The 24139-nt window shown below is 68.6% G+C and carries 24 protein-coding genes; 13 read left to right on the top strand and 11 right to left on the bottom strand.

Annotated features, from left to right (window positions below; all coding sequences use genetic code 11):
• The first annotated feature begins 23 nt into the window (after nt 1-23).
• The 9 genes from G369_RS0100675 (at nt 24) to G369_RS35250 (ending at nt 8256) form a co-directional block, all read left to right on the top strand.
• Nucleotides 24-923 (top strand): LysR family transcriptional regulator, encoded by a 900-nt coding sequence (locus G369_RS0100675; protein ID WP_019652042.1) that lies wholly within the window; start codon nt 24-26, stop codon nt 921-923.
• Between the two features lie 33 nt (nt 924-956).
• The gene (locus tag G369_RS0100670; RefSeq protein WP_019652041.1) at nt 957-1700 is read left to right on the top strand and encodes a glutamine amidotransferase; all 744 of its coding nucleotides are present in this window, start codon (nt 957-959) and stop codon (nt 1698-1700) included.
• Between the two features lie 148 nt (nt 1701-1848).
• Entirely contained in the window at nt 1849-2487 is a 639-nt protein-coding gene (locus G369_RS0100665; protein WP_019652040.1) for a CDP-alcohol phosphatidyltransferase family protein, read from the top strand.
• Between the two features lie 34 nt (nt 2488-2521).
• Nucleotides 2522-3103: a glutathione S-transferase family protein gene (locus G369_RS0100660; protein WP_019652039.1), complete on the top strand. Its 582-nt coding sequence runs from the start codon at nt 2522-2524 to the stop codon at nt 3101-3103.
• Nucleotides 3104-3197: 94 nt separating this feature from the next.
• Nucleotides 3198-5600, top strand: a complete 2403-nt coding sequence (locus tag G369_RS0100655) for a penicillin acylase family protein (RefSeq protein ID WP_019652038.1) — start codon at nt 3198-3200, stop codon at nt 5598-5600.
• 23 nt (nt 5601-5623) lie between these two features.
• On the top strand, nt 5624-6271 hold the full coding sequence (locus G369_RS0100650; RefSeq protein WP_019652037.1) for a histidine phosphatase family protein: 648 nt from the start codon (nt 5624-5626) through the stop codon (nt 6269-6271).
• A gap of 59 nt (nt 6272-6330) precedes the next feature.
• Nucleotides 6331-7293, top strand: a complete 963-nt coding sequence (locus G369_RS0100645) for a DnaJ C-terminal domain-containing protein (protein ID WP_019652036.1) — start codon at nt 6331-6333, stop codon at nt 7291-7293.
• A 2-nt stretch (nt 7294-7295) separates the two neighbouring features.
• Nucleotides 7296-7613, top strand: coding sequence for a chaperone modulator CbpM (locus tag G369_RS0100640; protein ID WP_019652035.1), 318 nt, complete (start codon nt 7296-7298; stop codon nt 7611-7613).
• Between the two features lie 127 nt (nt 7614-7740).
• Complete coding sequence (locus G369_RS35250; RefSeq protein WP_019652034.1) at nt 7741-8256, top strand: MerR family DNA-binding protein; 516 nt, start codon at nt 7741-7743, stop codon at nt 8254-8256.
• On the opposite strand, the gene G369_RS0100630 is transcribed toward G369_RS35250, so the two are convergent.
• Nucleotides 8210-9949: a dipeptidase gene (locus tag G369_RS0100630; RefSeq protein ID WP_019652033.1), complete on the bottom strand. Its 1740-nt coding sequence runs from the start codon at nt 9947-9949 to the stop codon at nt 8210-8212. The two genes, G369_RS35250 and G369_RS0100630, sit on opposite strands and share 47 nt — an antisense overlap.
• A gap of 64 nt (nt 9950-10013) precedes the next feature.
• On the opposite strand from G369_RS0100630, the gene G369_RS0100620 reads away from it, so the two are divergent.
• Nucleotides 10014-10598, top strand: coding sequence for a DNA-3-methyladenine glycosylase I (locus G369_RS0100620; protein WP_019652032.1), 585 nt, complete (start codon nt 10014-10016; stop codon nt 10596-10598).
• Nucleotides 10599-10684: 86 nt separating this feature from the next.
• On the opposite strand, the gene G369_RS0100615 is transcribed toward G369_RS0100620, so the two are convergent.
• The 4 genes from G369_RS0100615 to metE all read right to left on the bottom strand — a co-directional run bounded on the left by G369_RS0100615 (nt 10685) and on the right by metE (nt 15712).
• A complete protein-coding gene (locus G369_RS0100615; RefSeq protein WP_019652031.1) occupies nt 10685-11038 on the bottom strand; it encodes a hypothetical protein in 354 nt (117 codons plus the stop codon).
• Nucleotides 11039-11366: 328 nt separating this feature from the next.
• Nucleotides 11367-12335 carry a Bug family tripartite tricarboxylate transporter substrate binding protein gene (locus G369_RS0100610; RefSeq protein ID WP_019652030.1) on the bottom strand — a complete coding sequence of 323 codons (969 nt, stop codon included), beginning with the start codon at nt 12333-12335 and terminating at the stop codon, nt 11367-11369.
• A 101-nt stretch (nt 12336-12436) separates the two neighbouring features.
• Nucleotides 12437-13249 carry a hypothetical protein gene (locus G369_RS0100605; RefSeq protein ID WP_244164261.1) on the bottom strand — a complete coding sequence of 271 codons (813 nt, stop codon included), beginning with the start codon at nt 13247-13249 and terminating at the stop codon, nt 12437-12439.
• Between the two features lie 117 nt (nt 13250-13366).
• Nucleotides 13367-15712: a 5-methyltetrahydropteroyltriglutamate--homocysteine S-methyltransferase gene (metE, locus tag G369_RS0100600; RefSeq protein WP_019652028.1), complete on the bottom strand. Its 2346-nt coding sequence runs from the start codon at nt 15710-15712 to the stop codon at nt 13367-13369.
• A 109-nt stretch (nt 15713-15821) separates the two neighbouring features.
• On the opposite strand from metE, the gene G369_RS0100595 reads away from it, so the two are divergent.
• Nucleotides 15822-16748, top strand: coding sequence for a LysR family transcriptional regulator (locus G369_RS0100595; protein WP_019652027.1), 927 nt, complete (start codon nt 15822-15824; stop codon nt 16746-16748).
• A gap of 24 nt (nt 16749-16772) precedes the next feature.
• Here G369_RS0100595 and G369_RS35245 read toward each other — a convergent pair whose 3' ends face one another.
• The 3 genes from G369_RS35245 to gcvA all read right to left on the bottom strand — a co-directional run bounded on the left by G369_RS35245 (nt 16773) and on the right by gcvA (nt 19161).
• Nucleotides 16773-17351 (bottom strand): hypothetical protein, encoded by a 579-nt coding sequence (locus G369_RS35245; RefSeq protein WP_019652026.1) that lies wholly within the window; start codon nt 17349-17351, stop codon nt 16773-16775.
• A 158-nt stretch (nt 17352-17509) separates the two neighbouring features.
• Nucleotides 17510-18148, bottom strand: a complete 639-nt coding sequence (locus G369_RS0100585; RefSeq protein WP_019652025.1) for a DUF1345 domain-containing protein — start codon at nt 18146-18148, stop codon at nt 17510-17512.
• Nucleotides 18149-18177: 29 nt separating this feature from the next.
• On the bottom strand, nt 18178-19161 hold the full coding sequence (gene gcvA / locus G369_RS0100580; protein WP_019652024.1) for a transcriptional regulator GcvA: 984 nt from the start codon (nt 19159-19161) through the stop codon (nt 18178-18180).
• Nucleotides 19162-19315: 154 nt separating this feature from the next.
• Here gcvA and G369_RS0100575 point away from each other — a divergent pair, with 154 nt between their 5' ends.
• Nucleotides 19316-20593, top strand: coding sequence for an MFS transporter (locus G369_RS0100575; protein WP_157773607.1), 1278 nt, complete (start codon nt 19316-19318; stop codon nt 20591-20593).
• Nucleotides 20590-20754: a hypothetical protein gene (locus G369_RS38385; protein ID WP_157773606.1), complete on the top strand. Its 165-nt coding sequence runs from the start codon at nt 20590-20592 to the stop codon at nt 20752-20754. Before G369_RS0100575 ends, G369_RS38385 begins: the two co-directional genes overlap by 4 nt.
• Before the next feature lie 24 nt (nt 20755-20778).
• Here the strand turns inward: G369_RS38385 and mmsB are convergent, their stop codons facing one another.
• From mmsB to G369_RS0100555, 3 genes are all read right to left on the bottom strand, one after another.
• Nucleotides 20779-21675 (bottom strand): 3-hydroxyisobutyrate dehydrogenase, encoded by an 897-nt coding sequence (mmsB, locus tag G369_RS0100565; RefSeq protein WP_019652021.1) that lies wholly within the window; start codon nt 21673-21675, stop codon nt 20779-20781.
• Nucleotides 21676-21795: 120 nt separating this feature from the next.
• Entirely contained in the window at nt 21796-22911 is a 1116-nt protein-coding gene (locus G369_RS0100560; RefSeq protein ID WP_019652020.1) for an enoyl-CoA hydratase/isomerase family protein, read from the bottom strand.
• A 64-nt stretch (nt 22912-22975) separates the two neighbouring features.
• Nucleotides 22976-24130 (bottom strand): acyl-CoA dehydrogenase family protein, encoded by a 1155-nt coding sequence (locus tag G369_RS0100555; RefSeq protein WP_019652019.1) that lies wholly within the window; start codon nt 24128-24130, stop codon nt 22976-22978.
• Nucleotides 24131-24139 lie beyond the last annotated feature (9 nt).

The following is a 24139-nucleotide window of genomic DNA, read 5'->3' as shown; positions in this document are numbered from 1 at the left end:
GGATCAATTCCCGAGGAAGTGCCTTGCGAGTCGACATCACGCTGCAGCAGCTGGAGGCCTTCGCCGAGGTCGCGAAGACCTCGAACTTCCGCGCCGCCGCATCGGCGCTGCACGTGTCGCAGCCGGCATTGAGCCGCACCATCCGCATCGTCGAGGACCTGGCCGGCGCACGGCTCTTCGACCGAGACACGCGGCATGTCGAACTCACGCCCGCCGGGCGCGAGCTGCTGCCGATCGCACTGCGCATCCTGGAGAACTTCAACAGTTCGTTCAGCGAGCTGTCGCAGTTCCTGGAGGGGCGCAGCGGGCACCTGACCATCGCGGCGCTGCCATCGACCGGCGTGGCCCTGCTGCCCAATGCGATCGCCGAGTTCCGCCGCAGCCATCCGCAGGTGGCGTTCTCGTTCGTCGAGGGGCCGGCGGAGCTGGTGCGCTCCACGGTGGACGAAGGCAAGGCCGACTTCGGCATCAGCGTGCGTCCCGGGCCGCAGGAGCCGATGCTCTATCGACATCTCATCGACGACCCGTTCATGCTGCTGTGCCGGCGCGACGACCCGCTCGCGTCGCGAGCCTCGGTCGCGTGGTCGGTGTTCGCGACGCGGCCCTTCATCGCCAGTGGGTTCCGCAGCAGCATCCGCCCGATCACAGACGCGGCCTTCCTGCAGCGCGGGCTGCAGGTGGTGCCGGCGCTGGAGTACCCGAGCGTGGCTGCCGCGGGCGCGCTGGTCGCGGCAGGGCTGGGCATCACAGCCCTGCCCCGGCTGGCGCTGCAGCTCGCGCACAACGACGATCTGGTGACGGTGCCGCTGCAGAGGCCGGTCATGTCGCGGCCCATCGGGCTGGTGACGCGGGCGGGCCGCTCGCCCTCGCCGGTGAGCCGGGCCTTCATGGACCTGCTGCACAGCCGGGAAGCCGCCCGCTGAAACCGAGCTTTCGCTCTGCGGCATGATCGCGGAATGGACATCTCCCGACCGCGTCCCCTCGTCATCGTCAAGCTGGGAAGCACCTTCGAGGCCCTGCGCGCGCAGCAGGGCGGCGACTTCGAACACTGGATCGCCGACGGGCTCGGCGAACACGCGCTGCCGCTGCTGGTGATCGATCCGCGCCGGGGCGACGCCCTGCCCGACCCCGCCGGCGTGGCCGGCGCAGTGGTCACCGGCTCGCATTCGATGGTGTCGCACCGCGAGCCCTGGAGCGAAGCCACCGCCGCCTGGCTTGCGCAGCTGGTCGCGCGCGACACGCCGGTGCTGGGCATCTGCTACGGCCACCAGCTGCTCGCGCATGCCCTGGGCGGCGAAGCCGGCGACCATCCGCAGGGCGCCGAAGTCGGCACCGTCACCGTCACGCTCGGCGAGGCCGCCGCCACCGACGCGCTGCTGCAGGGCCTGCCCGCGCAGTTCCCCGCGCATGCGGTGCACTGGCAGAGCGCGTTGCGCCTGCCCGAAGGCGCCGTGCCGCTGGCCCGCAACGACCATGAGCCGGTGCACGCCTTCCGTGTCGGCCGGCACGCCTGGGGCGTTCAGTTCCACCCCGAATTCAGCGCCGACGCCATGCGCGGCTACATCGGCATGCTGGCCGGCGAGCTGGCCGCCAAGGGCGCCGACGCGGCCGCGCTGCGCGATGGCGTGGTCGACACCGATGCGGCCGCCAGCGTGCTCGGCCGCTTCGCGCGCATCGTCGAGGCGCACCGGCAGGCCTGAACGCCTGTCCTGCCCTGTCCCGGCCTGCCCCGGCCTGTCCGACAGGTGGCGCCCGCGCGTCGGACCGCGACTACAGGCTGCGCCCGCCGCTTCGGTTAAGGTGCGGTCCATCGGCCGCCAGCCAGTCCTATTTCTTCCTTCGCTCTTCATGACCACACCATCCCCCGTGCCGGGCCGCAAGCATTTCTCGATGATCCGGGAGTTCCACCTCGCCGACGTGTTCACGCTCGGCAATGCGGCGTGCGGCGTTGGGGCGGTCTTCCTGGCGATGGCCTTCATGGCGAGCCATTCGCTCGCGCAGTTCATGTGGGCCGCAGCGCTCGCGCCCACGGCCTTCGTTTTCGACGTGCTCGACGGCCGCATCGCGCGCTGGCGGCAGACGCAGTCGGCCCTCGGGCGCGAGCTCGACTCGCTGGCCGACGTGATCTCCTTCGGCGTGGCGCCCGCGGCGCTCGGCTTCGCGGCGGGGCTCGATGGCGGCTGGGACTGCGCCATCCTGGTCTATTTCGTCTGCTGCGGCGTGAGCCGGCTCGCCCGCTTCAACGTGACGGCCGAGACGCTTTCGGCCGGTTCCGACAAGGTGAAGTACTTCGAGGGCACGCCCATCCCGACCAGCGTGGTGCTGGTGGCCGTGCTGGCGTATGCCGCATGGCAGGGCCGCATCGGCGCCGACGTGTGGGGCGGCGCATGGGTCGTCGGGCCCTGGCAGCTGCATCCGCTGGCGCTGCTGTTCGCGCTCTCGGGCACGCTCATGATCAGCAAGACGCTGCGCATTCCCAAGTTCTGACCGTTCGCCCGTCGAGGCCGCAGGAGACACACTCATGACCATGAAGCTGTATTTCGACCCGCACAGCCGGGCGCAGGTGGCGAAGTGGATGCTCGACGAAGCCGGCGTCGACTACGAGATCGTGCCCACCCTCATCCGGGATAAGGCGCACAAGACGCCAGAGTTCCTCAAGATCAACCCGGCCGGCAAGCTGCCCGCGCTGGTCGACGGCCGCACGCGCATCTTCGAGAACGCGGCGATCTGCATGTACGTGGCGGAGAAGTTTCCCGGCAAGCGGCTGGCGCCGCCCGTCGGCTCGCCCGAGCGGGGCCGCTACCTGTCGCTGATGGTCTATTCGACCTCGCAGCTCGAGCCCGCGATGGGCGACGCCATCCTGAAGATCCGCAGCAACAACAGCGCGCGCGGCTGGACCGACTTCGAGGCGGCCAAGGACGCGGTCGAACGCGAGCTGGGCGACGGCCCCTACCTCTTCGGGGCACAGTTCACGGCGGCCGACGTCATGATCGGCTCGATGTTCATCTGGCACCGCGCATTCGGCGGCCGCTCGAACCGCCCGAAGATCGATGCGTACATCCACCGCCTGCAGGCCCGTCCCAAGGGCATGAAGTTCGGCTGAACCCGGCGCGGCGTGCCGCGCTGGTGACAACGCGCGGCGAAGGCACGTCCTTTAATCGGCTTGCTTGTTCCCATCCAAGAAGAGAGACGCCCGCATGACATCGAAGAACGCAACGCCCTCCCGGTTTCCGCTCACGGCCCTTTCGCTGGGCCTGGCCGCCCTGCTTACCGCCTGCGCGAGCACGCCGCCGCCCGGCGGGCGCAGCGTGACCATCGAGCGCACCACCTTCGGCATCGCGCACATCACCGCGCCCGACTACGAGGGCCTGGCCTACGGCAGCGCCTACGCGCATGCGCAGGACAACGTCTGCCAGACGGCCGAGCACCTGCTCACGCTGCGCGGCGAGCGCTCGCAGTTCCTCGGCGCGCAGAACACCGGCGAGCTGGGCCTGGGCCGCGCGCCGAACGCGCAGATCGACCTGTTCATCCGCTATCACATGGACGACGCCGCGCTGGCACGCGCGGGCGCCACCACCAGCCCCGAGGTGCAGGCCGCGTTGCGCGGCTACGTGGCCGGCTACAACCGCTACCTGCAGGACGCCGGCCACAATGGCCTGCCCGAAGCCTGCCGCGGCAAGCCCTGGGTGCGCCCGATGACGGCCGCCGACCTGTCGCGCGCCACCGAGATGTCGATGATCCAGGGCGGCCTGGGCGCACTGGCCGGCGCCGTGCTGGCCGCAGTGCCGCCCGCGCCCGGAGCGAAGACCGGCGCCGCGCCGGTCGAACTGAAGGAAGCCGTCGCCGAGATCGGCCGCCACAGCTTCAACGCCAACCCCGAGGGCGGCGAGCTCGGCTCCAACGGCTGGGCCTTCGGGCGCAACGCCACGCCGGACGGCAGCGGCCTGCTGCTGGGCAATCCGCACTTCCCGTGGAACGGCACCAACCGCTTCTGGCAGATGCACCTGACCATCCCCGGCAAGCTCGACGTGATGGGCGCGACCGGCGGCCTGAGCCCCGTGGTGGCGATCGGCTTCAACAAGGACGTGGCCTGGACCCATACCGTCTCGACCGGCAAGCGCTTCACGCTCTACGAACTGAAGCTCGACCCCGCCGATCCGACCACGTACCTGGTCGACGGGCAGCCGCGCAAGATGCTCGCGCGCACCGTGACCCTGCCCGCCGCCGCAACGGGCGGCAGCGCGCCCCAGGCACAGCACACCTTCTATTCCACCGACTGGGGCCCGGTGATCTCGCTGCCGCGCGCCGGCCTGGGCTGGACCGCGCAGAAGGCCTACGCCATCCGCGACGCCAACACGCTCAACGTGCGATCGGCCGACGCGTGGATGAAGATGGCGCTGGCGCGCAACGTCACCGAGCTGCGCGCCGCCATGGGCAACCAGGGCATGCCGTGGATCAACACCATCGCCGCCGACCGCGACGGCAACGCGATGTACGCAGACCTGTCGGTGGTGCCCGACGTGTCGGCCGAGATGCTCAGGAGCTGCGCGCCCTCGCCCGCCGCCGCGGCGCTGCTCAACGCGGCCGGTCTGGCGGTGCTCGACGGCTCGCGCAGCGCCTGCGCCTGGAACCGCGACAGCGCCGCCGCCGCGCCCGGCATCATCGCGCCGGCACGCATGCCGGTGCTCGTCACGCCCGACTACGTGCAGAACAGCAACGACAGCTTCTGGCTCAGCAACCCCGACGTCGCACCGGCGGCGGGCATCTCGCCGCTGGTGGGCCCCGTCGGCGTGCCCCAGCGGCTGCGCACGCGCAGCGGCATCCTGGAGATCCGCAGCCGCCTGGCGGGCACCGACGGCCTGCCCGGCAACCGCATGGGCGCGGCCGAGCTGCGCAGCGTGATCTTCCGCGACAGGAACCTCGCTGGCATGCTGGTGATGGACGACCTGCAGGCAGCCTGCCGCGCCGCCGGCAGCGCGCTCGACACCGACCAGGCGCTGGGCTGCCGCGTGCTCTCAGCCTGGGACCGCACCAGCAACGCCGACTCGAAGGGCGCACCGCTCTTCCGCGAGTTCTGGCGCAAGGCCAAGGACATCCCGAAGGTCTGGCGCCTGCCCTTCGACCCCGCGCAGCCGGTGGCGACGCCGGCCGGGCTCGACATGGCCACGCCGGTCACGCGCGAGGCCGTGTTCAAGGCGCTGGGCGAGGCCGTCGGCATCCTGCGCACCGCCGGCTTCGCGGCCGACGTGCCGCTGGGCGTGCCGCAGTCGCGCCTGGTGCGCGGCCAGAAGATCGCGCTGCACGGCGGCGACGAGTTCGAGGGCGTGCTCAACAAGCTGGAGTCGCAGGGCCAGTCGCTGATCGACCCGAAGGGCTACAACGTCAACTACGGCAGCAGCTACATGCAGGTCGTGAGCTTCGACGCCAACGGCCCCGTCGCCCAGGGCCTGCTGACATACGGCCAGAGCAGCGACCCCGCCTCGCCGCGCGCCTACGACCAGCTGCCGCTGTTCGCGGCCAAGCAGTGGCATCCGCTGCCCTTCCACCGCGCCGATGTGCAGGCGCAGCGCGTGGGCGCGCCGCTGCAGCTCGCTTACTGACCGATCGATACCACCTTCCATCCATGTCGACACAGACCGCTACCCCCGCCCACACCCGACCCAGCGGGCTCGACCAGCTGATCCGCATCGCCGCGGACCAGCCGCTCTCGCCCGACTGCGACCATTTCTACTTCCTGCGCCATGGGCAGACCGGCCGCAACGCGCTGCGCATCTTCCAGGCGGTGGACGAGCCGCTGAGCGAGCTCGGCCTGCAGCAGGCCGCGCGCGCCGCCACGCTGCTGGCGGGCGAGCCGATCCGCACGGTGGTGTGCAGCGACGCGCGGCGCGCGAACGACACCGCCTATGCGGTGGCCACCGCGCTCAAGCTGGTGCCGGCCGCGCAGGCCACGCTGCGCGAGCGCAACTTCGGCGCGCTCATCGGCACCTCGTCCGCCAACATCGACTGGGCCTGCGAGCCCGAGGGCGGAGAGACGCTTTCGCAGTTCATCGCACGCACGCGAGAGGCCATCGACACTGCCCTGCGGCTGCCGGCCCCGGTGCTGGTGGTGGCGCACGGCGGTACGCTCTACGCGCTGGCCGCCCTGCTGGGCGTGCCCGTCGACCTCGGCCTGCTCGGCAACGCCCAGCCCTTGCGTTTCGAGCGCCGCGGCCCCATATGGGCCGTGACGCCGCTGCTGCGGCACGCCGACGGCGACGCGGCCCTGGCCTAGTAGCTGCCGGGGATCTTTCCCCACCTCGATGCCGTCCACCCAACGAACCACCACGCACCATGGAATTCAAGGACTACTACAGCGCACTGGGCATCGACCGCACCGCGTCCGACGACGAGGTGCGCAAGGCCTACCGCAAGCTCGCCCGCAAGTACCACCCCGACGTCAGCACCGAGGCCGATGCCGAGCAGCGCATGCGCGACATCAACGAGGCCAAGGACGTGCTGGGCGACAAGGAGAAGCGCGCCGCCTATGACGCGCTGGCCGACCGCGTCGCACGCGGCGGCAGCCCCGAGGGCGACTTCCGTCCGCCGCCGGGCTGGGACGAAGGCTTCGAGTTCCACCGCGGCCCGCGCCAGGGTCCGGCCGACCATGCCGACTTCAGCGACTTCTTCTCTTCGCTCTTCGGCGAGGCCGAGCGACGCGGCGCCGCGCGGCAGAACTTCCGCGCGCGCGGCGAAGACCACCATGCGGCGATCGAGATCACCCTGGAAGACGCCCTCAACGGCGCCGAGCGCGAGATCACGCTGCGCGCGCAGACCATCGACGCGCAGGGCCACCCGCAGTGGAACAACCGCACGCTAAGCGTGAAGATCCCGCCAGGCGTCCACCCGGGCCAGTTCATCCGACTGGCCGGCCAAGGCATGCCCGGCCACGGAGGCGAGCCGCCGGGCGACCTGTACCTCGAAGTGCGCATCGCCCCGCACAAGCTCTACCGCGTGGAGGAGCGCGACCTGTACATGACGCTGCCCGTCACGCCCACCGAGGCCGCGCTGGGCGCGCAGGTTCAGGTGCCGACGCCGACCGGCGGCGTGGTCGAGGTGACCGTGCCGCGCAACGCGCGAAGCGGCCTGAAGCTGCGCCTGAAGGGCCGCGGGCTTGCAGGCAAGACGCCGGGAGACCTGTACCTGCTGATCGAAGTCGCGGTGCCGCCCGCCGACAGCGACGACGCCCGGAAGGCCTACGAGCAACTGGCCCAGGCCACCTCATCCTTCAACCCACGCCAGCATCTGGGAGTCTGAGCATGGTGAATTTCACCCTCACGAGCACCACCGCCATCAGTGCATCGCAGCCGCTCGCGGCGAGCGAACTGGCGCATGCCGTCGGCGCCGACACCGCCTGGGTCGTGCAACTGGTCGAAGTCGGCATCCTGCGCATCGAAGCAGCCGAGGCGCCGCCCGAGCGCTGGGAGTTCTCGAGCACCGACCTGCAGTGCGCACTCGAGGCGCGCAGGCTGGAGCGCGACTTCGGCGTGAACCTCGATGCCGCCGCGCTGATCCTCGACCTGCAGCACGAGGTGCGGCGCCTCAAGGCGGCCCTGCACGCGCACGGCCTTCGATAGGCGGCGCAGGCAGCCCGGCGGGAGGCCGCTTCGCCCTCCCGTCCAAAGGGAAAAGCGGCCCGCCCGCTTGACCTTGACACCGTGCGAAGCCGAAGACTGCGAGCCTTCTCGACACGAAGGAGCTCGCATGAAGAACCCTCGCCACCAAGGCACGCCGGATTCGGCATCGGCATCGGCAACCGCAGCGCAGCCCGAACCGCGATTCGGCATGGAAGAGGCCATCGCCCGTGCAGGCATCTCCGAACGGTTGCTGCGCCAGTGCGAAGCCCGAGGGCTGGTCCTGGGCGCCTTCGGCAGCGGATACAGCCACGAGCACATCGGCGTGCTGCGCTTCGTCCGCCGGGCGCACGCACTGGGCTTCGGCATGGGCGACATCGCCAGGCTGCTCGCGCTGAGACAGGACGAGCACCGCATGAGCGCCGAAGTCAAGAGCGTGGCGCTGACGCGCGCCGAGGAGCTCGAATCGCGCATCGAGGAACTCCAGGCAACGAAGCGCGTGCTGGAGCGCCTCGCGGGCCTGTGCCTGGGCGACCACCAGCCCGCCTGCCCCATCCTCGACGAGCTGCTGGAGCTCAGGGGCTTCGCCTTCGGGCCGGCTACTGCATCTGCTTCAGATTGCCGATACGCACCAGCATCTCGGTGAACATCTGCATGTCGGCATCGAGGTCGGGCACTTCCTTGTACTCCTTGGCGTTGTGCGCGGTGTACTTCTTGCCGGGCATCGCAGGACCGAAGTTGATGGCGTTGGGCATCAGCTTCGCGGTGGTGCTGCCGGCCGTGGGCACGGGCCTGGCTTCGAGGCCGGTGGTGTCGCCGTAGATGTTCAGCAGCGTGGACAGCCATGCGCCCTTGGGGTCGCGCGCCATCCAGTTGCCCTGGTCGTACGCGATCTCGAGCTTCACGTCGCTCGCGCCGGCCCAGGCATCGATCTTCCGCGTGACCTGGGCCTTGAGCTCCTCGGGCGTGCGCCCGCGAGGCATGCGCACGTTGACCGTCACCTCGAGCCGGCCGTCGCTGCCCATGCGCACGAGGTTGGGCGAGAAGGTCAGGGGGCCCATGAAGTCGTCGGCATAGCCGAGGCCCAGCTTCTCGCCGAGATAGCCCGTGCCGTAGAGCGCATCGATGTACCTCGCGGCCTTCAGATAGTGGTTGGAGGCCAGCGGCACGCCCGATTCCTGCAGGAACAGCGCGAGCCGCGGCAGCGGGTTCACGCCCTCCTCGGGTCGCGAGCCATGGGCGGATACACCGGTCACCTTCAGTTCGATGCTGTCGGCACCGCGTGCGATGTCGATGGCGAACTTGCCGCCCTGGCCCTCGTACTTCTTAAGAAAGCCGGGCTTCGCGGCCTCGAGTTTCGCGAGCGCGGCGGCCAGGTCGCCGCCCTTGAGCGTGGCGGTGGCCGTCTGCGAGATCGCATTGGCCGACGCGGCGCCCGTCATCGCCGTGATCGCGGTCGATGCCGGGTCGGCCGCTTCAGCAGGGAACAGCACCTTCAGCGCGCCCGAGCCCTTCTCCGCCACCACCGCCGGGTACTTGCTGTCGAGCACGATGTTGTAGGCCGGCAGCTGCGTCTTCGTGCGGTAGTACTGCATCGCGTCGCCGCCGGTCTCCTCGGTGGTCTCGATCATCAGGCGGATGCTGCGCTCGATGGGCAGGCCGCTTTCCTTCACGGCCTTCATCGCGTAGAGCACCGCCGCGATCGAGCCCTTGTCGTCGATGGTGCCGCGGCCGTAGAGAAAGTCGCCCACGCGCGTCATCCTGAAAGGGTCGAGCCGGGTGCCGTCGTCGAGCACCCATTCGGAGAGCACCGCGGGCACCACGTCGGCATGGGTGAGGATGCCGAACTCCTCCGAGCCCCTGCCCTTCAGGCTGACTTCGAAGATGCGGTTGTCTACGTTGCGGTACGCAAGCCCGAAGTCGCGCGACATCTTCTCGACCAGCTGGCCGAACTCGATGATCGGCGCACTTTCGTGGGGCGGCACCTGTACGTTGCGCACCGTCGGAATCGCCACCATGGTGCCGATACTCGCGATCACGGCCTGCTGGTTCTTAAGACGGTTGTAGAGGCCGAGCAGGCGCGCGACGTTGACGAGATCGTCACCCGCCAGCGATGCCTTGCTGCCGCGGTAGGCATCCACGCTGCCCTGCAGCGTGGGCTGGCTCTTCGCCGCCTGGACGAGGAAGGCATCGAAGTCGGCGGGAGCCTTGCCGGCGTGCCACGCGGCGGCGAGCTGATCGAGCTCGGGTTTCCTGATCGTGTCGGCATGCGCCGGCGAGCCGAGCGCGAGCGCAAGGCCCAGCGAAAGCGCCGACAATGAAAATCGAGATTGCTGCATCAGGGTCTCCCCCTCATTCTGAAAACATCCCGCGACGATAGCCGAGCGAAGAATCGAACGAACAATGAGCAACAGCACCGACAAGATCCGCTGCGCCTGGGCCCAGACCGACCCGCTGCTGATGGCCTATCACGACGCCGAATGGGGCGTGCCCGAGCGAGACAGCCGCGCGCTGTGGGAAAAGCTCATGCTCGACGGCTTCCAGGCCGGGCTCTCGTGGCTCACCATCCTGCGAAAGCGCGATGCCTTCCGCAAGGCCTTCAAGGGCTTCCTGCCCGAGAAGATCGCCAGGTTCACCGAGGCCGACGTCGAGCGGCTGATGCAGGATGCCGGCATCGTGCGCTCGCGCTCGAAGATCGAGGCCACCATCGGCAACGCCCGCGCCTACCTCGCGATGCAGGCCAAGGGCGAGGACTTTTCTGAATTCATCTGGGGCATGGCGGGCGGCAAGCCCATCGTGAACCGCACCGGAAGCGTGCCGGTGAAGACGCCGCTGTCGGAAGACATCTCGGCGGCACTGAAGAAGCGCGGCTTCAAGTTCGTCGGGCCGGTGATCGTCTACGCATGGATGCAGGCCACGGGCATCGTGGACGACCATGCGCACGATTGCCATCGCCACGGGGCGAAGCACAAACCGAAGCCCCAATGAAAAAACCGGACGCTGCTTTCGCAGGTCCGGTTTCTCTTGATGTGTGACTTGTGATTCGATGAAAAGCGGCTTGCGCCGCCTTCGAATTACAGGCCGGCTTGACGCGTGAAGGTCAGGCCCTTGGCTTGCGCGGGGATCACGCTGCCGGCGAAGGTTTCGGGACGCAGGTTCTGGCCCGGAGCGTTTGCGGCGGCGACGGCCTGGCTGCGGACGGTGGCGCGGTCGACCGAAGCGGCCAGAGCGGGGGTGGCGGTCGAAGCGGCGCCTTCGTTGTCGCCGTAGGCGTTGCCGGCACGGGCGGCTGCTGCGGCTTGGGGCGCCACGTCGGCGCGGCTGTAGCCGGAAGTCAGGGGCTGAACGCCTTCGTAGGTTTCTGCGTGGGCGCCAGCGGCGGCGAGCAGGGACAGAGCGGCGGCGGCGAGGATGTTCGAGGTCTTCATTTCAATTCCTTCTTCATTGGGCTTTTGGTGCCGCTAGTGTGCACCACGAAACCTAGGGCAAACCCTATGGAGAACGAATCGCAGTGTTCACGAAATTGAAACAATAGACCGGAACTTTTTGTCGACGCTAATCCAAGTGTCCTTTCAACGGCCGAAAACCACGGCAGTTTGCATACTTTGTCACTAGACCGTCAAGCACAGCCCCCTCGGTGCCCTTCATCTTTCAATAAAAGGTGGTACCGACGCGGCGGCGCTCTTTAGAGACTCGCGAATCACATGCACGTTGCATGCCAGCGACCGTGCTCACTTCCGGGGCAGCCGGCCCGGCTCAGTCTTCCTTCATGCCTGTGGCCTTGACCACGCTTGCGAGCCGCGCGCGCTCCTCGTCGACGAACTTGGAAAAGCTCGCTCGCGTGCCGCCGATGGGCTCGATGCCCATGTCCTTCAGGCGCTTCGCGATCTCGGGCGACTTCATCGCGGCGTCGACGGCCGCGGCCATCTTGTCCATGATCGCGTCGGGCGTACCGCGCGGCGCGTGCACGCCGGCCCAGTGCGCGATGCGGATCTCGGGGAAGCCCTCTTCCGCCGCCGTCGGCAGCTCGGGATAGGCCGAGATGCGCTGGGTCCACGTGCCCGCCAGCGCCTTGAGCTTGCCGCTCTTCGCGTAGGGCAGCACCACGATGCTGGCCTCCGAGGTCGCCTCGACCTGGTTGCCGAGCACCGCGGTGATCGACTCCGAGCCGCTCTTGTAGGGCACCACGTCGAGCTTGCCGCCGTACTTCGTCTGCAGGATGCCCTCGACGAAGTGCGGCGTGCTGCCGGTGCCGGCGGTGGCCCAGTGGAAGCCGTTGGCCGACTTCCTGGAGGCGGCGACGAACTCCTTCAGGTCCTTGTAGGGCGCATTGGCCGGCACCACGATCACCGAGGGCGCCAACCCGATCATGGCCACCGGCACGAGCGCCTCGTCCTTGTACGGCATGCTCTTCTTGATCATGCTGTTCGACACCACGCCTGCCGCGCTCACCAGGAAGGTGTAGCCGTCGGGAGCGCTCTTGGCGACCACGTCGGCGCCGAGGACCGCGCCCGCGCCGGGCTTGTTGTCGACGATCACCGGCTGCCCCAGTTGCTTCGACGCGCCTTCGGCCGCCGCTCGCGCCATCAGGTCGTTGGCGCCTCCTGCGGAAAAGGGAACGACCAGCCTGATCGGCTTGGTGGGCCAGGCCTGCGCAGCGGCCCCCTGGGCGAGGACGGACACGGCCAGCCCGACGGCGAGCGATGCGATGCGGTTGGAAGTCATGCGAAGTTCTCCTGTGTGTTGTGAGTCGTTGTCGGATACATCGCACATTGCACGCTCCCGGAGCGGCTTTGGCCTCGGGATTTCTCCCAGCGGCCTGTCGGTCAGGAGCGCGGCCAGGCTCGGATCAGGGTGCGCAGCGCGACGCCGCCGCTGCCCTTGACCTCGGCGCGGTAGGTGCCCACCAGCGCCTCGCGCTCGGCGGCGGCCTGCGGATCGTTGCGCCATGCCAGCAACGCGGCCACGTCGGCGTCGGGCAGCGCGGCGAGCTGCGCCTGCGTCACCTGCCTCTCGAATTCACGCGCCACGAGCATCAGGTTGCGCGGGCGCGTCGAGGTCACGCCGCGCGACCAGAGCGTGTCGAGGGCCATGTCGAGCGTGCGGTCGGGCAGCGAGCTGAACTGGCCGCCATTGCCGCGCGCCAGCTGCTTGACGACGGCGCTCATCAGCAACTGGCTGGAGAAGTCGATCTCGCGCACGTCGGCCACGGCCATTCGCTCCAGCAGCTCGGCGCGCGCCGGGTCCACGGGCTTGGCGCGCTCGCGGTTGAAGAACTCCGCCTTTCCGGCATCGCTCATCGCCGCATAGTCGGTGCGCAGCTTCACGAAGTGCGCTACGGCCGCGAGCAGCTGCGGGCCGGGTGCCGCACCTCCGGTGCCCGCCGATGCGACTTCCTGCTGGATGGCGGCCACCGACGCGTTCGTGTTGAATGCGCGGGCCGCCGCCGTATCCAGCGCCTTGAGCGCCTTGTCGGCGATGGCCTGATCGTCGGGATCGAGCAGTTCCCTGGCGCCCCGCGAGACGGCACCGGGCCCGTAGGAGGCCTGGTAGCGCTGTTGCACGCCTTCGAACTGCAGCAGCGCTTCCGCGCGGCTCTGGGCCCAGCCCATCAGGGGGGTCGGGAGCAGGAGAAGCAACAGGGAGAAACGGAAGAAGAGGAGACGTTTCGGGGAAAGCATGGCGCCATTATTGGCGCGCCGGCCTTCCCCTCACCCTCCTGCCGGCCCCGGTTGCCCCGGTCTTTTCCACACTTCTCAGGCCTGCGCCAGTTCCTCACGCAGCAGCTTCGCCGCCGCCACCATGTTCGACAGCGCCGCCTCGGTCTCGGGCCAGCCGCGGGTCTTGAGGCCGCAGTCGGGGTTGATCCACAGGTTGGCGGGCGGCACCACGTCGGCAGCCTTGCGCATGAGGCGCACGATCTCCTCGACCGAGGGCACGCGCGGCGAGTGGATGTCGTAGACACCCGGGCCGATCTCGTTCGGATAGCGGAAGCCGCCCACGTTGCCGTCGCCGCCGAAGCCTCGCAGCAGCTCCATGTCGGAGCGGCTGGTCTCGATGGTGATCACGTCGGCGTCCATCGCCGCGATCTCCGGCAGGATGTCGTTGAACTCCGAATAGCACATGTGCGTGTGGATCTGCGTCTCGTCGCGCACGCCCGAGGCGCTGATGCGGAAGGCGCGCGTGGCCGACTTCAGGTACGCGGGCCATCCGGCGCGGCGCAGCGGCAGTCCCTCGCGGATGGCCGGCTCGTCGATCTGGATGATGCCGATGCCCGCACTTTCGAGGTCGACCACCTCGTCGCGTATCGCCCATGCGATCTGCTCGCAGGTGGTGGCGCGCGGCTGGTCGTCGCGCACGAAGGACCATTGCAGGATGGTGACGGGGCCGGTCAGCATGCCCTTCATCGGCAGCTTCGTGAGGCTTTGCGCGTAGGCGGTCCACTCGACCGTCATAGCCGCGGGACGCGCCACGTCGCCGTAGATCACCGGCGGCTTCACGCAGCGCGAGCCGTACGACTGCACCCAGCCGTTGGCGGTGAAGGCGAAGCCGTCGAGCTGTTCGCCGAAGTACTCGACCATGTCGTTGCGCTCGGCCTCGCCATGCACCAGCACGTCGATGCCGAGTTCCTCCTGCTTGTGCACGGCCAGCGCGATCTCGGCGCGCATCTTCTCGCGGTAGCCGTCCGCGTCGAGTTCGCCTCGCTTGAAGGCGGCGCGCGCGGCGCGGATGTCGGCGGTCTGCGGGAACGATCCGATGGTGGTGGTCGGCAGCGCGGGCAGCGCGAAGCGCGTGCGCTGCACCAGCTGGCGCATCCCGAAGGACGAGACGCGGCTGTCGTCGCCGGCCACGCTGCGCGCGAGGCGCAGGGCCACGTCGGCACGGTGCACGCGCGGGCTGGCACGGCGTGCCGCAACCGCCGAGCGGGCGGCCGCCAGCTCGGCCGCGACCGAGGCCTCGCCGCCATCGATGGCCGCGCGCAGCACGCGCAGCTCGTCGAGCTTCTCGACGGCGAAGGCGAGCCACGACTTCAGCTCGGCATCGAGCTTCGTCTCCGCCGCGAGGCTGAAAGGCACGTGCAGCAGCGAGCACGACGGCGCGATCCACAGCTCGCCCTGGTGCTTCTCGGCGACGGGCTTGAGCCTGGCGAGCGCGGCATCGACATCGGTGCGCCAGATGTTGCGCCCGTCCACCACGCCGACCGACAGCACCTTGTGCGCCGGCAGCCAATCGGCCACGCCGGTGAGCTCCTGCGGCGAACGCACCGCGTCGACGTGCAGGCCTGCCACCGGCAGCTGGCAGGCCAGGCGCAGGTTGTCCGACAGCGGCGAGAAATACGTCGCCAGCAGCAGCTTCGGCGCACTGCGGGCCAGCTGCCAATAGGCGCGCTCGAAGGCGTTGCGCCATGCATCGGGCAGGTCGAGGCCCAGGATGGGCTCGTCGATCTGCACCCACTCCACGCCCTGCCGCTTCAGTCGGACCAGCACCTGTTCGTACACCGGCAGGAGCGAATCGAGCAGCGAGAAGCGGTCGAAGCCGGCCTCCTTTTCCTTGCCGAGGTACAGGAAGCTCAGCGGCCCCAGCAGCACGGCCTTGACCCCGTGGCCGGCCTGCTGCGCCTGCGCCACTTCGTCGAAGAGGCGCGTCGACGCGAGCCTGAACTGCGTGGCCGCCTTGAATTCGGGCACGAGGTAGTGGTAGTTGGTGTCGAACCACTTGGTCATCTCCAGCGCGAAAGTGCCTTCGGTGCCGTGGTTGCAGCTCTCGTCGTGGACGTGGCCGGCTTCGCTCTCCACGCCGCGCGCCATCTTGAAATAGCGCGAGAGCTCGGGCTCGTCGCCATGGAAGCCGAAGCGCTCCGGCTCGCAGCCAAGCAGCTGGATGTGGTTGGCCACGTGGTCGTAGTAGGCGAAGTCGCCCACCGTCACGAAGTCGAGCCCCGCGTCGCGCTGGGCCTGCCAGTGGCGGGCGCGCAGCTGCTCACCGACGGCTTCGAGTGCGGCACGGTCGATCTCGCCGCGCCAGTGCTTCTCGAGGGCGAACTTGAGTTCCCGGTGGGCGCCCATGCGCGGAAAGCCGAGGGTGTGGGTACGGGTGGTCATTTCAGGTAATCCGGTCGCTGATCTTGGAAATCTTGTGAGCCAGCGATGGTCGGCGTTTGAGGCATATGATTCAAACGAAACCTTTTGCTCTTTCGATTGAATATTTTTCATGCAGCAATCGATACTTGAAATCCGCCACCTGCGCACGCTCGTCGCGCTGCGCGACACCGGCAGCCTCGTGCGCGCGGCGCAGCTGCTCAACCTCACCCAGTCGGCCCTGTCGCACCAGGTCAAGCTGCTCGAAGACCGCTACGGCGCCCAGCTCTTCGAGCGCAAGTCGGTGCCGCCGCAGTTCAGCACCACCGGCCTGCGGTTGCTGCAACTGGCCGACACCGCCTTGCCGCTGATCGAGGAAGCCGAGCGCGACGTGGCACGGCTCGCGCTGGGGCGCAGCGGCCAATTGCGCATCGTGGTCGAGTGCCACACCTGCTTCGACTGGCTCATGCCGGCCATGGACGCCTTCCGCCAGCGCTGGCCCGAGATCGAGCTCGACATCGTCTCGGGCTTCCACCCCGACCCGATCGCGCTGGTGATGCAGAACCGCGCAGAAGTGGCCATCGTGTCCGAGCAGGACCCCGGCGAAACCGTCGATTACCACGCCCTCTTCCGCTTCGAGATCATGGCGCTGCTCGCCAACGACCACCCGCTGACGGCCAAGCCGTACCTCACGGCGCGGCACTTCGCCGACCAGACGCTCATCACCTACCCGGTGCCCGACGAGATGCTCGACATCGTTCGCCAGGTGCTGGACCCCGCTGGCGTGGAGCCCGCGCACCGCCGCACGACCGAACTCACGGTCGCGATGCTGCAGCTGGTGGCCAGCGGACGCGGCGTGGCGACGCTGCCGCTGTGGGCGGTGCAGAACTATCTCGACCGAGGCTACGTCACCGCGCGCCGCGTGGGCAGCAAGGGGCTGACCGGGCGGCTCTACATGGCCTGCACGCAGGCCACCTCGGCACGGCCCTGGCTGGCCGACTTCGTGCGCATCACACGCGAGAGCTGCTTCAAGAGCCTGCCGGGGATCGAGCTGCTCTGAACAGTTCGGTCGCTCCTGCGCCCTTCAGAATCGCGTGCCTACCGACAACCGCACCATGTTCTGCGACGTGAAGTTCACCTTCGGGTCATAGGCTGCGCGAACGAACCACCGCGGCCAGTCGTAGGTCACGGTCAGGCCGGCACGGCGGATGAATCGGCCCTCGACCGTGCCCTGCTTGGCCAGCAGGTCGACGGTCAGGCGTTGCCGATCGGGCAGCGGCATGCGATAGACGAGATGCACGTCCTGCTGATCGGGGTTCAGCCGGTTGTCGCGGATCAGCGAGAGCGACAGCGCCTTTCCGTCCGTCCACTTGTAGCCGCCATACACCGTGTACGAGTCGTTCGGATCAAAGTTCAGGTTCGCATAGTTGCGCAGGTTGGTGCGGCCCAGGCCCGCGCCGGCGAACCAGCTGTCGCCTGTTTCCACCGCCAGGCTGCCGCCCACGAATCCGCCCGAGGCGGCCTGCAGCGAAGGCAGCACCCGCACCGGCCCCAGCGTGAAGGTGTGGTCCCAGCCCACGCGCGGCTGCGCGAAATCGAGTACCGGCGAGCGAAACCAGCCTATCCAGACGGTGCCGTCCCCGTAGGTGTAGCGCAGGTTCATGTCCAGCCCCGGCCCCGGGGGTAGGCCCCCGCCGGAAACGCGGTAGGCCCCCACAGTGAGCTTGAAAGGCAGTTCGGCCGGCTCTTCGTCCGCCCACGCGGTCGCGGCGGCGCACAGGAGTGCCGCAGCGGCGAATCTGAGATGGCGTGCCCGTGCGCTCAAAACATGCTCGCGCCGATGTTGATGAGCAACGCGAGCACCGTCGTGTTGAAGAGGTACGCCAGGATGCAGTGCACCGAGCCGATCCGCCGCATGGGCTTGGACACGAAGGACACGTCCGCCGTCTGCCCCGAGGTGCCGATCACCGCGGAGAAGTAGAAGAAATCGCCATAGGTGGGAGGCTCGTCGTCCGGAAACTGGAGGCCGGGATTGCGTCCCCGCGCCGTGCCGGCGTAGTAGTCGTGCGCGTAGTGCAAGGTGAACATGACCTGCGTGAAGGCCCACGACGACATCACCGTGAGCCCGGCCAGCGCGATGTGCGCGATCTTCTCGATGCCGTGCATGTCCTTCACCACCGCCAGTTCGCCGCCGATGGCCGCCAGGCTGGCAATGGCCGACACCACCACCAGCACGAGGATGACGATGCGACCCTCGTCCTGGAGCTGCGCGCGGTAGCGCATGTGCTGCTGCGAAGAGCGCGTCATCATGATCGCGGCGAGCAGCACGTAAAGGCATGCGCCGGTGTTCCAGGCGATCAGCAGACGCGTGACGAGGTGGGCCTCGATGGACGGAGGCCACAGCACGCCGGTCGCGATGGCGATGGCGGTAGCAATGAACAGGCGCGGCCGGGCGGCCATCTGGCGGAGGAATCTGTGTCGCTGGAGCTTCATGAAGGACCGGCCGCGGCGCGCCGACGACGTGGCGGCGCGATGGGCTGACCCGCGACTGTGGGCGATCCTCTCTTGCGGCTACCTGACGAAGCGCCTTTCTCGCGCACCGCATCGAGCAGCCAGTCACGGAATGCCGCGACTTTCGGCCAGTCGCGGCTGGCTTCGGGGCACACGAGGTAGTACGCGAAGTCTTCGAGCCATGTCACGTTCGAGAGCTGGACGAGCCGGCCCTGCGCGATCTCGGGAGCCATCATGGCGGCGGGCAGCAGGGCCGCGCCCTGCCCCGCGAGCACCGCCTGCAGCAGCAGGCCGGCATCGCCGAAGGAAGGCCCGCGCGCCGGGCCGGCATCAAGGATGCCCTGCGCCTCGAACCACAGGCGCCAGCCCTTGCGATCGGCGTCGTTCACGCGCGGCCACCGCAGCAGGTCGGCCGGCTGCTTCGGCTTGCCGTGCCCGGCGACCAGCGCGGGTGCGGCGACCGGCACCATCTCGACCGTCAGCACGCGCTGACTGGCAAGCCCGGGGTACTGGCCCATGCCATGGCGGATGGCGACGTCCACGCCGTCTCGCGAGAAATCGGCCAGCGCATTGCCCGTCAGCACCTGAAGGTCGATGTCGGGATGCGCATCCTGGAAGGACTTGAGGCGCGGCACGAGCCAGGCGGAAGCGAAGAACGGCGTGGCGCTCACGGTGAGCAGGCCGGTCTGCGGGGGCACGGCCACCTTCTGCGTGGCGTCGCTGATCTGCCTGAACGCATGGCGCACGGGTGGCAGGTAGGCCTGTCCCGCATCGGTCAGGAAGATGCCCCGGTTGACGCGGCGGAACAGCTGCACGCCGAGGTGCAGCTCCAGCGTCTTGACGAGCTGGCTCACTGCCCCCGGGGTCACGCAGAGTTCGTCCGCCGCGTTCTTCACCGAGAGATGGCGGGCAGCGGCCTCGAAGGCGCGCAGCGCGTTGAGCGGAGGGAGCTGGTGTTCCATCGTTTAGCCGTTCTGAACTGAAAGAGGCAGAAATTCTGGTTTGCCGTGGAGGCCTGGAAGCCGGAACATCCATCTTGGCTTCGCCGAAAGAGAGCACCCGGCCTCGAATGCCCGGGACCACGGCATTAGATATTCTGATCCAGACATCCACATGATGAACACCCCTTCCCCATCGCAAGGCGCAGGCCTGTTCCGTGGCTGGCTGGTGGTCGCGGGCGCCTTCGCCGTGACCTTCGTCGGCTTCGGCTGCGCCTACACCTTCAGCGCCTTCCTCGATTCGCTGCAGAAAGACTTCGGCGCCTCGCGCGGCTCGGTCTCGCTGGTGTTCTCGCTCGCGGGCTTTCTCTACTTCGGCCTCGGGGTGGTCAGCGGACCGCTGGCCGACCGCTGGGGTTCGCGGCGGCTGGCCGTCGCCGGCATGGTGCTGGTTGGGCTGGGGCTGGCGCTGGCGGGGCAGGCGCGCAGCCTCACGCAGATCTATCTCGCCTACGGTCTGGGCGTGGGCCTTGGAGTGGGCGCCTCGTACGTGCCGGTGCTCGGCGCGGTGCAGCGCTGGTTCGTCCGGCGGCGCGGCTTCGCCTCGGGGCTGGCGGTGAGCGGCATCGGCGTCGGCACACTGGCGATGCCGCCGCTCGCATCGCTCTTCATCGAGACACTGGGCTGGCGCAACGCCTACCTGGCGCTGGGCGCACTGGCGATGGTGGTGGGCGTCGGCATGGCCCTGCTGATCGAGAACGATCCGCGCGACCGAGGGCTGGGCCCCGACGGCGATTCGCCGCTGCCGCAGGCCGCGACGGCCCGTCCCGAGGGTTTCACGGTGCGCGATGCCGTGCGCACCCGGCGCTTCGCCGGGCTGTACGTGACCTGCCTCATCAGCTCGTTCGGCCTGTTCGTGCCTTTCGTGCATCTGGTGCCCTATGCGCTGGACCATGGAGTGCCCAACGCGTCCGCTGTACTGCTGCTGGGCGCGATCGGCGTGGGCAGCACGGCCGGGCGCTTCTTCCTGGGCGGGCTGGCCGACCGCATGGGGCGCGCGCAGACCATGCTGCTGATGTCCACCGGCATGGCGCTGTCGCTGCTCGTGTGGGCTACGTCCGGCGGCTTCCGGGGGCTGGCGGTGTTCGCCTTCTTCTACGGCGCGTTCTATGGCGGCTTCGTCGCACTCCTGCCGGCGCTGGTGATGGACTACTTCGGCGGGCGCAACATCAGCGCGATCATCGGCGTGCTTTACACCAGCGTGGCCTTCGGCACGCTGGTAGGTCCGGCCGCGGCGGGCTATGCCTTCGACATCAGCCGCAGCTACCTGCTGCCGATCCTGTTCAGCGTCGGAGCCAACCTGGTGGCAGCCGCCATCATGTGGTCGATGTCGCGGATGGATGCCAATGCAAAGCTGGCCCCGGCCGGCGGACTGCGCTGTACAGTGGGGAAATGACACAACCGCAACCCGACGTAACCGCCAGCGCGCCTCCCGCGATGGCTTCGCAGGCCGAACTCACCGAAACGCAGGCGTTCACCCGCGCCTGGGTTCTTTTCGCCGTGCTGCTCGTGGTGGTGCTCGGCCTGCTGTGGCTGCTGCAGTCGCGCTACAGCTGAGCCGGATCGATCGACGCAGCGGGCTCAGGAAGCCTTCTGCACCAGCTTCAGCACGCTCGAGAAATCGAGCGCACCATGGCCGGCGAGGCTGTGGGCCGCATACAGGCTGCGCGCCAGCCCGCCCAGCGGCGTGGCCGCACGCACGGCGGTGGCGTTTTCCTGGGCCAGCCCCAGGTCCTTGAGCATCAGGTCGGTGCCGAAGCCGCCGGCATAGTTCTTCGAAGCGGGCGCCGTCTCCATCACGCCGGGCATCGGGTTGTACTTTTCCAGCGCCCAGTTGCCGCCCGAGCTGCGGCGCATGATCTCCGAGAGCACCTTCGGATCGAGCCCGTTGGCCACGCCCAGCGCCAGCGCCTCGGAGGTGCCGATCATCAGGATGCCCAGCAGCATGTTGTTGCAGATCTTCGCGGTCTGCCCCGCACCTGCCGCGCCGGCATGGAAGATGTTGGCGCCCATCTTCTCGAGCACCGGGCGCGCACGCTCCAGGTCTTGCGTCTCGCCGCCAACCATGAAGGTCAGCGTGCCCGCGATGGCGCCGCCGGTGCCGCCCGATACGGGCGCATCGATCATCGCGATGCCCTTCGCCGCAGCCGCCTCGGCCACCTTGCGCGAGGTCGCGGCCGCGATGGTGCTGCTGTCGATCACCAGCGAGCCTGCGCGGATGCTCTCCAGCAGCCCGGGCTTGCCAGCGCCGCCCAGGAACAGTCCTTCAACGTGCGCGCTGGCCGGCAGCATGCTGATGACGACCTCGGCATCCACCACCGCCTCGACGGCCGAATTTGCGATCGGCAGGCCGTCGGCACCGAACTTCGCACAGGCCTCCTTCGAGAGGTCGAAGGCGGCGAGCGTGTGGCCGGCCTTGTGCAGGTTCATGGCCATCGGGCCGCCCATGTTGCCTAGGCCGATGAATGCGATCTTCATTTGATGTCTCCTGGGTTGCGTGAACACGAATGCCGGATCAGGACGCAGATGACGCGAAGGTTTCGCGTCCTTCGCGGAACCTTCGCTCCCTCTGCGCCCGGCTGTCCGCTTCTTTCTCTCTCAGGCCAGCGATGCCAGCTCCGGCGGCATCTCCCCGCGCGGACGCAGGTGGTCTTCGATGAAGGCGGGCGTGATCTCCTCGAGCGTGGCCGGGTTCCAGCGCGGATTGCGGTCCTTGTCGACCAGCACCGCGCGGATGCCTTCGGCGAAGTCCTTGTGCGCGCAGAAGCCGAGCGAGGCCCAGTACTCGAGGCGGAACACTTCGGCCAGCGACATGCGCAGCACGCGCTGCCACAGCTCGAAGCTCAGCGCAGCCGAGCTGGGCGCGCCCTTGGCGAAGGTCTTGGCTGCCGTCTGCAGCCACGCGTCGTCGCTCTGCAGCTCGCGCAGGCGCCCGGCGATGTCGAGCAGGTCGTCGCCCGCCATCAGCGCGTTGATGGTGTCGTAGTGCTCGCGCACCTTCGATGCCGGCATCTCGGCGCCTTCGCCCGCCTTGGCGAGGATGCGCGACAGCGTGGCGCGGTCGGACTTGTTCTCGCCGGCCCATTGGGTGGCGGCGATGGCTTCGAGCACTTCGCTCTTGCGCTCTTGCGGCACCAGCACGTCGGCAAGGCCGCAGAAGATGGTGTCGGCCGCGTTGATGTTCGCGGCAGTGAGCGCGAGGAACAGCCCGGTGCGGCCCGGCGTGCGGCGCAGGAACCAGCTGCCGCCCACGTCGGGGTACAGGCCGATGTTGATCTCGGGCATGGCGATGCGGCTTTGCAGCGTCATCACGCGATGCGAGGCGCCCGCCAGCAGGCCCACGCCGCCGCCCATCACGATGCCGTGGCCCCAGCACAGGAAGGGCTTGGGGAAGGTGTGGATCAGGTAGTCGAGCTCGTACTCCTCGCGGAAGAAGTCCTCGGCGTAGGTATTGCGTTCGGGGCCGCAGTCGAGCAGCGTCTGGTAGAGCTGGCGCAGGTCGCCGCCGGCGCAGAAGGCCTTCTCGCCCGAGGCCTGCAGCAGCACGCCGACGATGCCGGCGTCGCTCGCCCATTCGCGCAGCTTGGGGGTGAGCAACCGCACCATGTCCACGGACAGCGCGTTGAGCGAAGCCGGCGCGTTGAGCGTGGCAACGGCGAAGCGCTGGCCGCCGGCGGTCTTGATTTCGTCGAAAAGAACTACTGAGTCGGTCATGTGAAGCTGAGGTGAGACTGGGCTGGATCGGATGCGGGGACAGCACGCTGAGAACGCGCAGGTTTCAGCGGATGTCGCTGTCCCCTTCCAGCAATTTTCGCGCAACGATCACGCGCATGATCTCGTTGGTGCCTTCGAGGATCTGGTGCACGCGCGTGTCGCGCACCAGGCGCTCCAGCGGGAATTCGCCAAGGTAGCCGTAGCCGCCGTGCAGCTGCAGCGCATCGTTGCAGACGTTGAAACCGGCGTCGGTCGCGAAGCGCTTGGCCATTGCACAGTAGGTGCTGGCGTCGGAATGGCCGGCATCGAGCTTCGAGGCTGCGAGCCGCACCATCTGCCGCGCAGCGACCAGCTCGGTCGCCATGTCGGCCAGCTTGAACTGCAGCGCCTGGAAGCTGGCCAGAGGCTTGCCGAACTGCTGGCGCTCGTGCAGGTAGCGGCGGGCCGCATCGAGCGCGCCCTGCGCGGCGCCCACCGAGCAGGTCGCGATGTTGATGCGCCCGCCGTCGAGCCCCTTCATGGCGATGCGAAAGCCCTCGCCCTCCTTGCCCAGCAGGTTCTGCGCGGGAATGCGCACGTTGTCGAAGCTGATGGTGCGCGTGGGCTGGCTGTTCCAGCCCATCTTGTGTTCCTTCTTGCCGTAGCTGATGCCCGGCGCGTCGGCCGGCACCGCGAAGGCCGAGATGCCGCTCGCTCCCGCGCCGCCCGTGCGCGCCATCAGCACCAGCACGTCGGTCGAGCCTGCGCCCGAGATGAAGGCCTTGCCGCCGTTGATGACGTACTCGGCACCCTGCAGTTCGGCGCGCGTCTTGAGCGAACCCGCGTCCGATCCGGCGCCCGGCTCGGTCAGGCAGTACGACGCCAGCTTGCGCCCGCTCGTCAGGTCCTCGCCCCACTGCTGCGCCACTTCGTCGGTCGCCCAGGTGCCCAGCATCCACGTCGCCATGTTGTGGATGGTGATGAAGGCCGTCGTCGAAGGGTCGACCGCCGCCATCTCCTCGAACACCAGCGCGGCGTCGAGGCGCGGAAGGCCGAGGCCGCCGATGCGCTCGGGCGCATAGAGGCCGCAGAAGCCCAGCTCGCCAGCCTTGGCGATCGCTTCCCTGGGGAAGATGGCTTGCGCATCCCACTGCGCCGCATGCGGCGCGAATTCAGCCTGAGCGAAATCGCGCGCCGTCTCGGCGAAGGCGCGCTGCTCCTCGGAAAGTTCAAAGTCCAATTGATGCCC

Origin of the sequence: Variovorax atrisoli 110B, from assembly GCF_000382045.1 — a bacterium.
GTDB lineage: Bacteria > Pseudomonadota > Gammaproteobacteria > Burkholderiales > Burkholderiaceae_C > Variovorax > Variovorax atrisoli.
This window is presented reverse-complemented; position numbering and strand designations above follow the sequence as displayed.

Bases quoted from the DNA above. Each gene is read 5' to 3' on its own strand.
- G369_RS0100670 (WP_019652041.1), top strand. From the start codon at position 957: ATGGACATCTCCCGACCGCGTCCCCTCGTCATCGTCAAGCTGGGAAGC.
- G369_RS0100665 (WP_019652040.1), top strand. From the start codon at position 1,849: ATGACCACACCATCCCCCGTGCCGGGCCGCAAGCATTTCTCGATGATC.
- G369_RS0100660 (WP_019652039.1), top strand. From the start codon at position 2,522: ATGACCATGAAGCTGTATTTCGACCCGCACAGCCGGGCGCAGGTGGCG.
- G369_RS0100655 (WP_019652038.1), top strand. From the start codon at position 3,198: ATGACATCGAAGAACGCAACGCCCTCCCGGTTTCCGCTCACGGCCCTT.
- G369_RS0100650 (WP_019652037.1), top strand. From the start codon at position 5,624: ATGTCGACACAGACCGCTACCCCCGCCCACACCCGACCCAGCGGGCTC.
- G369_RS0100645 (WP_019652036.1), top strand. From the start codon at position 6,331: ATGGAATTCAAGGACTACTACAGCGCACTGGGCATCGACCGCACCGCG.
- G369_RS0100640 (WP_019652035.1), top strand. From the start codon at position 7,296: ATGGTGAATTTCACCCTCACGAGCACCACCGCCATCAGTGCATCGCAG.
- G369_RS35250 (WP_019652034.1), top strand. From the start codon at position 7,741: ATGAAGAACCCTCGCCACCAAGGCACGCCGGATTCGGCATCGGCATCG.
- G369_RS0100630 (WP_019652033.1), bottom strand. From the start codon at position 9,949: ATGCAGCAATCTCGATTTTCATTGTCGGCGCTTTCGCTGGGCCTTGCG.
- G369_RS0100620 (WP_019652032.1), top strand. From the start codon at position 10,014: ATGAGCAACAGCACCGACAAGATCCGCTGCGCCTGGGCCCAGACCGAC.
- G369_RS0100615 (WP_019652031.1), bottom strand. From the start codon at position 11,038: ATGAAGACCTCGAACATCCTCGCCGCCGCCGCTCTGTCCCTGCTCGCC.
- G369_RS0100610 (WP_019652030.1), bottom strand. From the start codon at position 12,335: ATGACTTCCAACCGCATCGCATCGCTCGCCGTCGGGCTGGCCGTGTCC.
- metE (WP_019652028.1), bottom strand. From the start codon at position 15,712: ATGACCACCCGTACCCACACCCTCGGCTTTCCGCGCATGGGCGCCCAC.
- G369_RS0100595 (WP_019652027.1), top strand. From the start codon at position 15,822: ATGCAGCAATCGATACTTGAAATCCGCCACCTGCGCACGCTCGTCGCG.
- G369_RS35245 (WP_019652026.1), bottom strand. From the start codon at position 17,351: ATGAACCTGCGCTACACCTACGGGGACGGCACCGTCTGGATAGGCTGG.
- G369_RS0100585 (WP_019652025.1), bottom strand. From the start codon at position 18,148: ATGGCCGCCCGGCCGCGCCTGTTCATTGCTACCGCCATCGCCATCGCG.
- gcvA (WP_019652024.1), bottom strand. From the start codon at position 19,161: ATGGAACACCAGCTCCCTCCGCTCAACGCGCTGCGCGCCTTCGAGGCC.
- G369_RS0100575 (WP_157773607.1), top strand. From the start codon at position 19,316: ATGAACACCCCTTCCCCATCGCAAGGCGCAGGCCTGTTCCGTGGCTGG.
- G369_RS38385 (WP_157773606.1), top strand. From the start codon at position 20,590: ATGACACAACCGCAACCCGACGTAACCGCCAGCGCGCCTCCCGCGATG.
- mmsB (WP_019652021.1), bottom strand. From the start codon at position 21,675: ATGAAGATCGCATTCATCGGCCTAGGCAACATGGGCGGCCCGATGGCC.
- G369_RS0100560 (WP_019652020.1), bottom strand. From the start codon at position 22,911: ATGACCGACTCAGTAGTTCTTTTCGACGAAATCAAGACCGCCGGCGGC.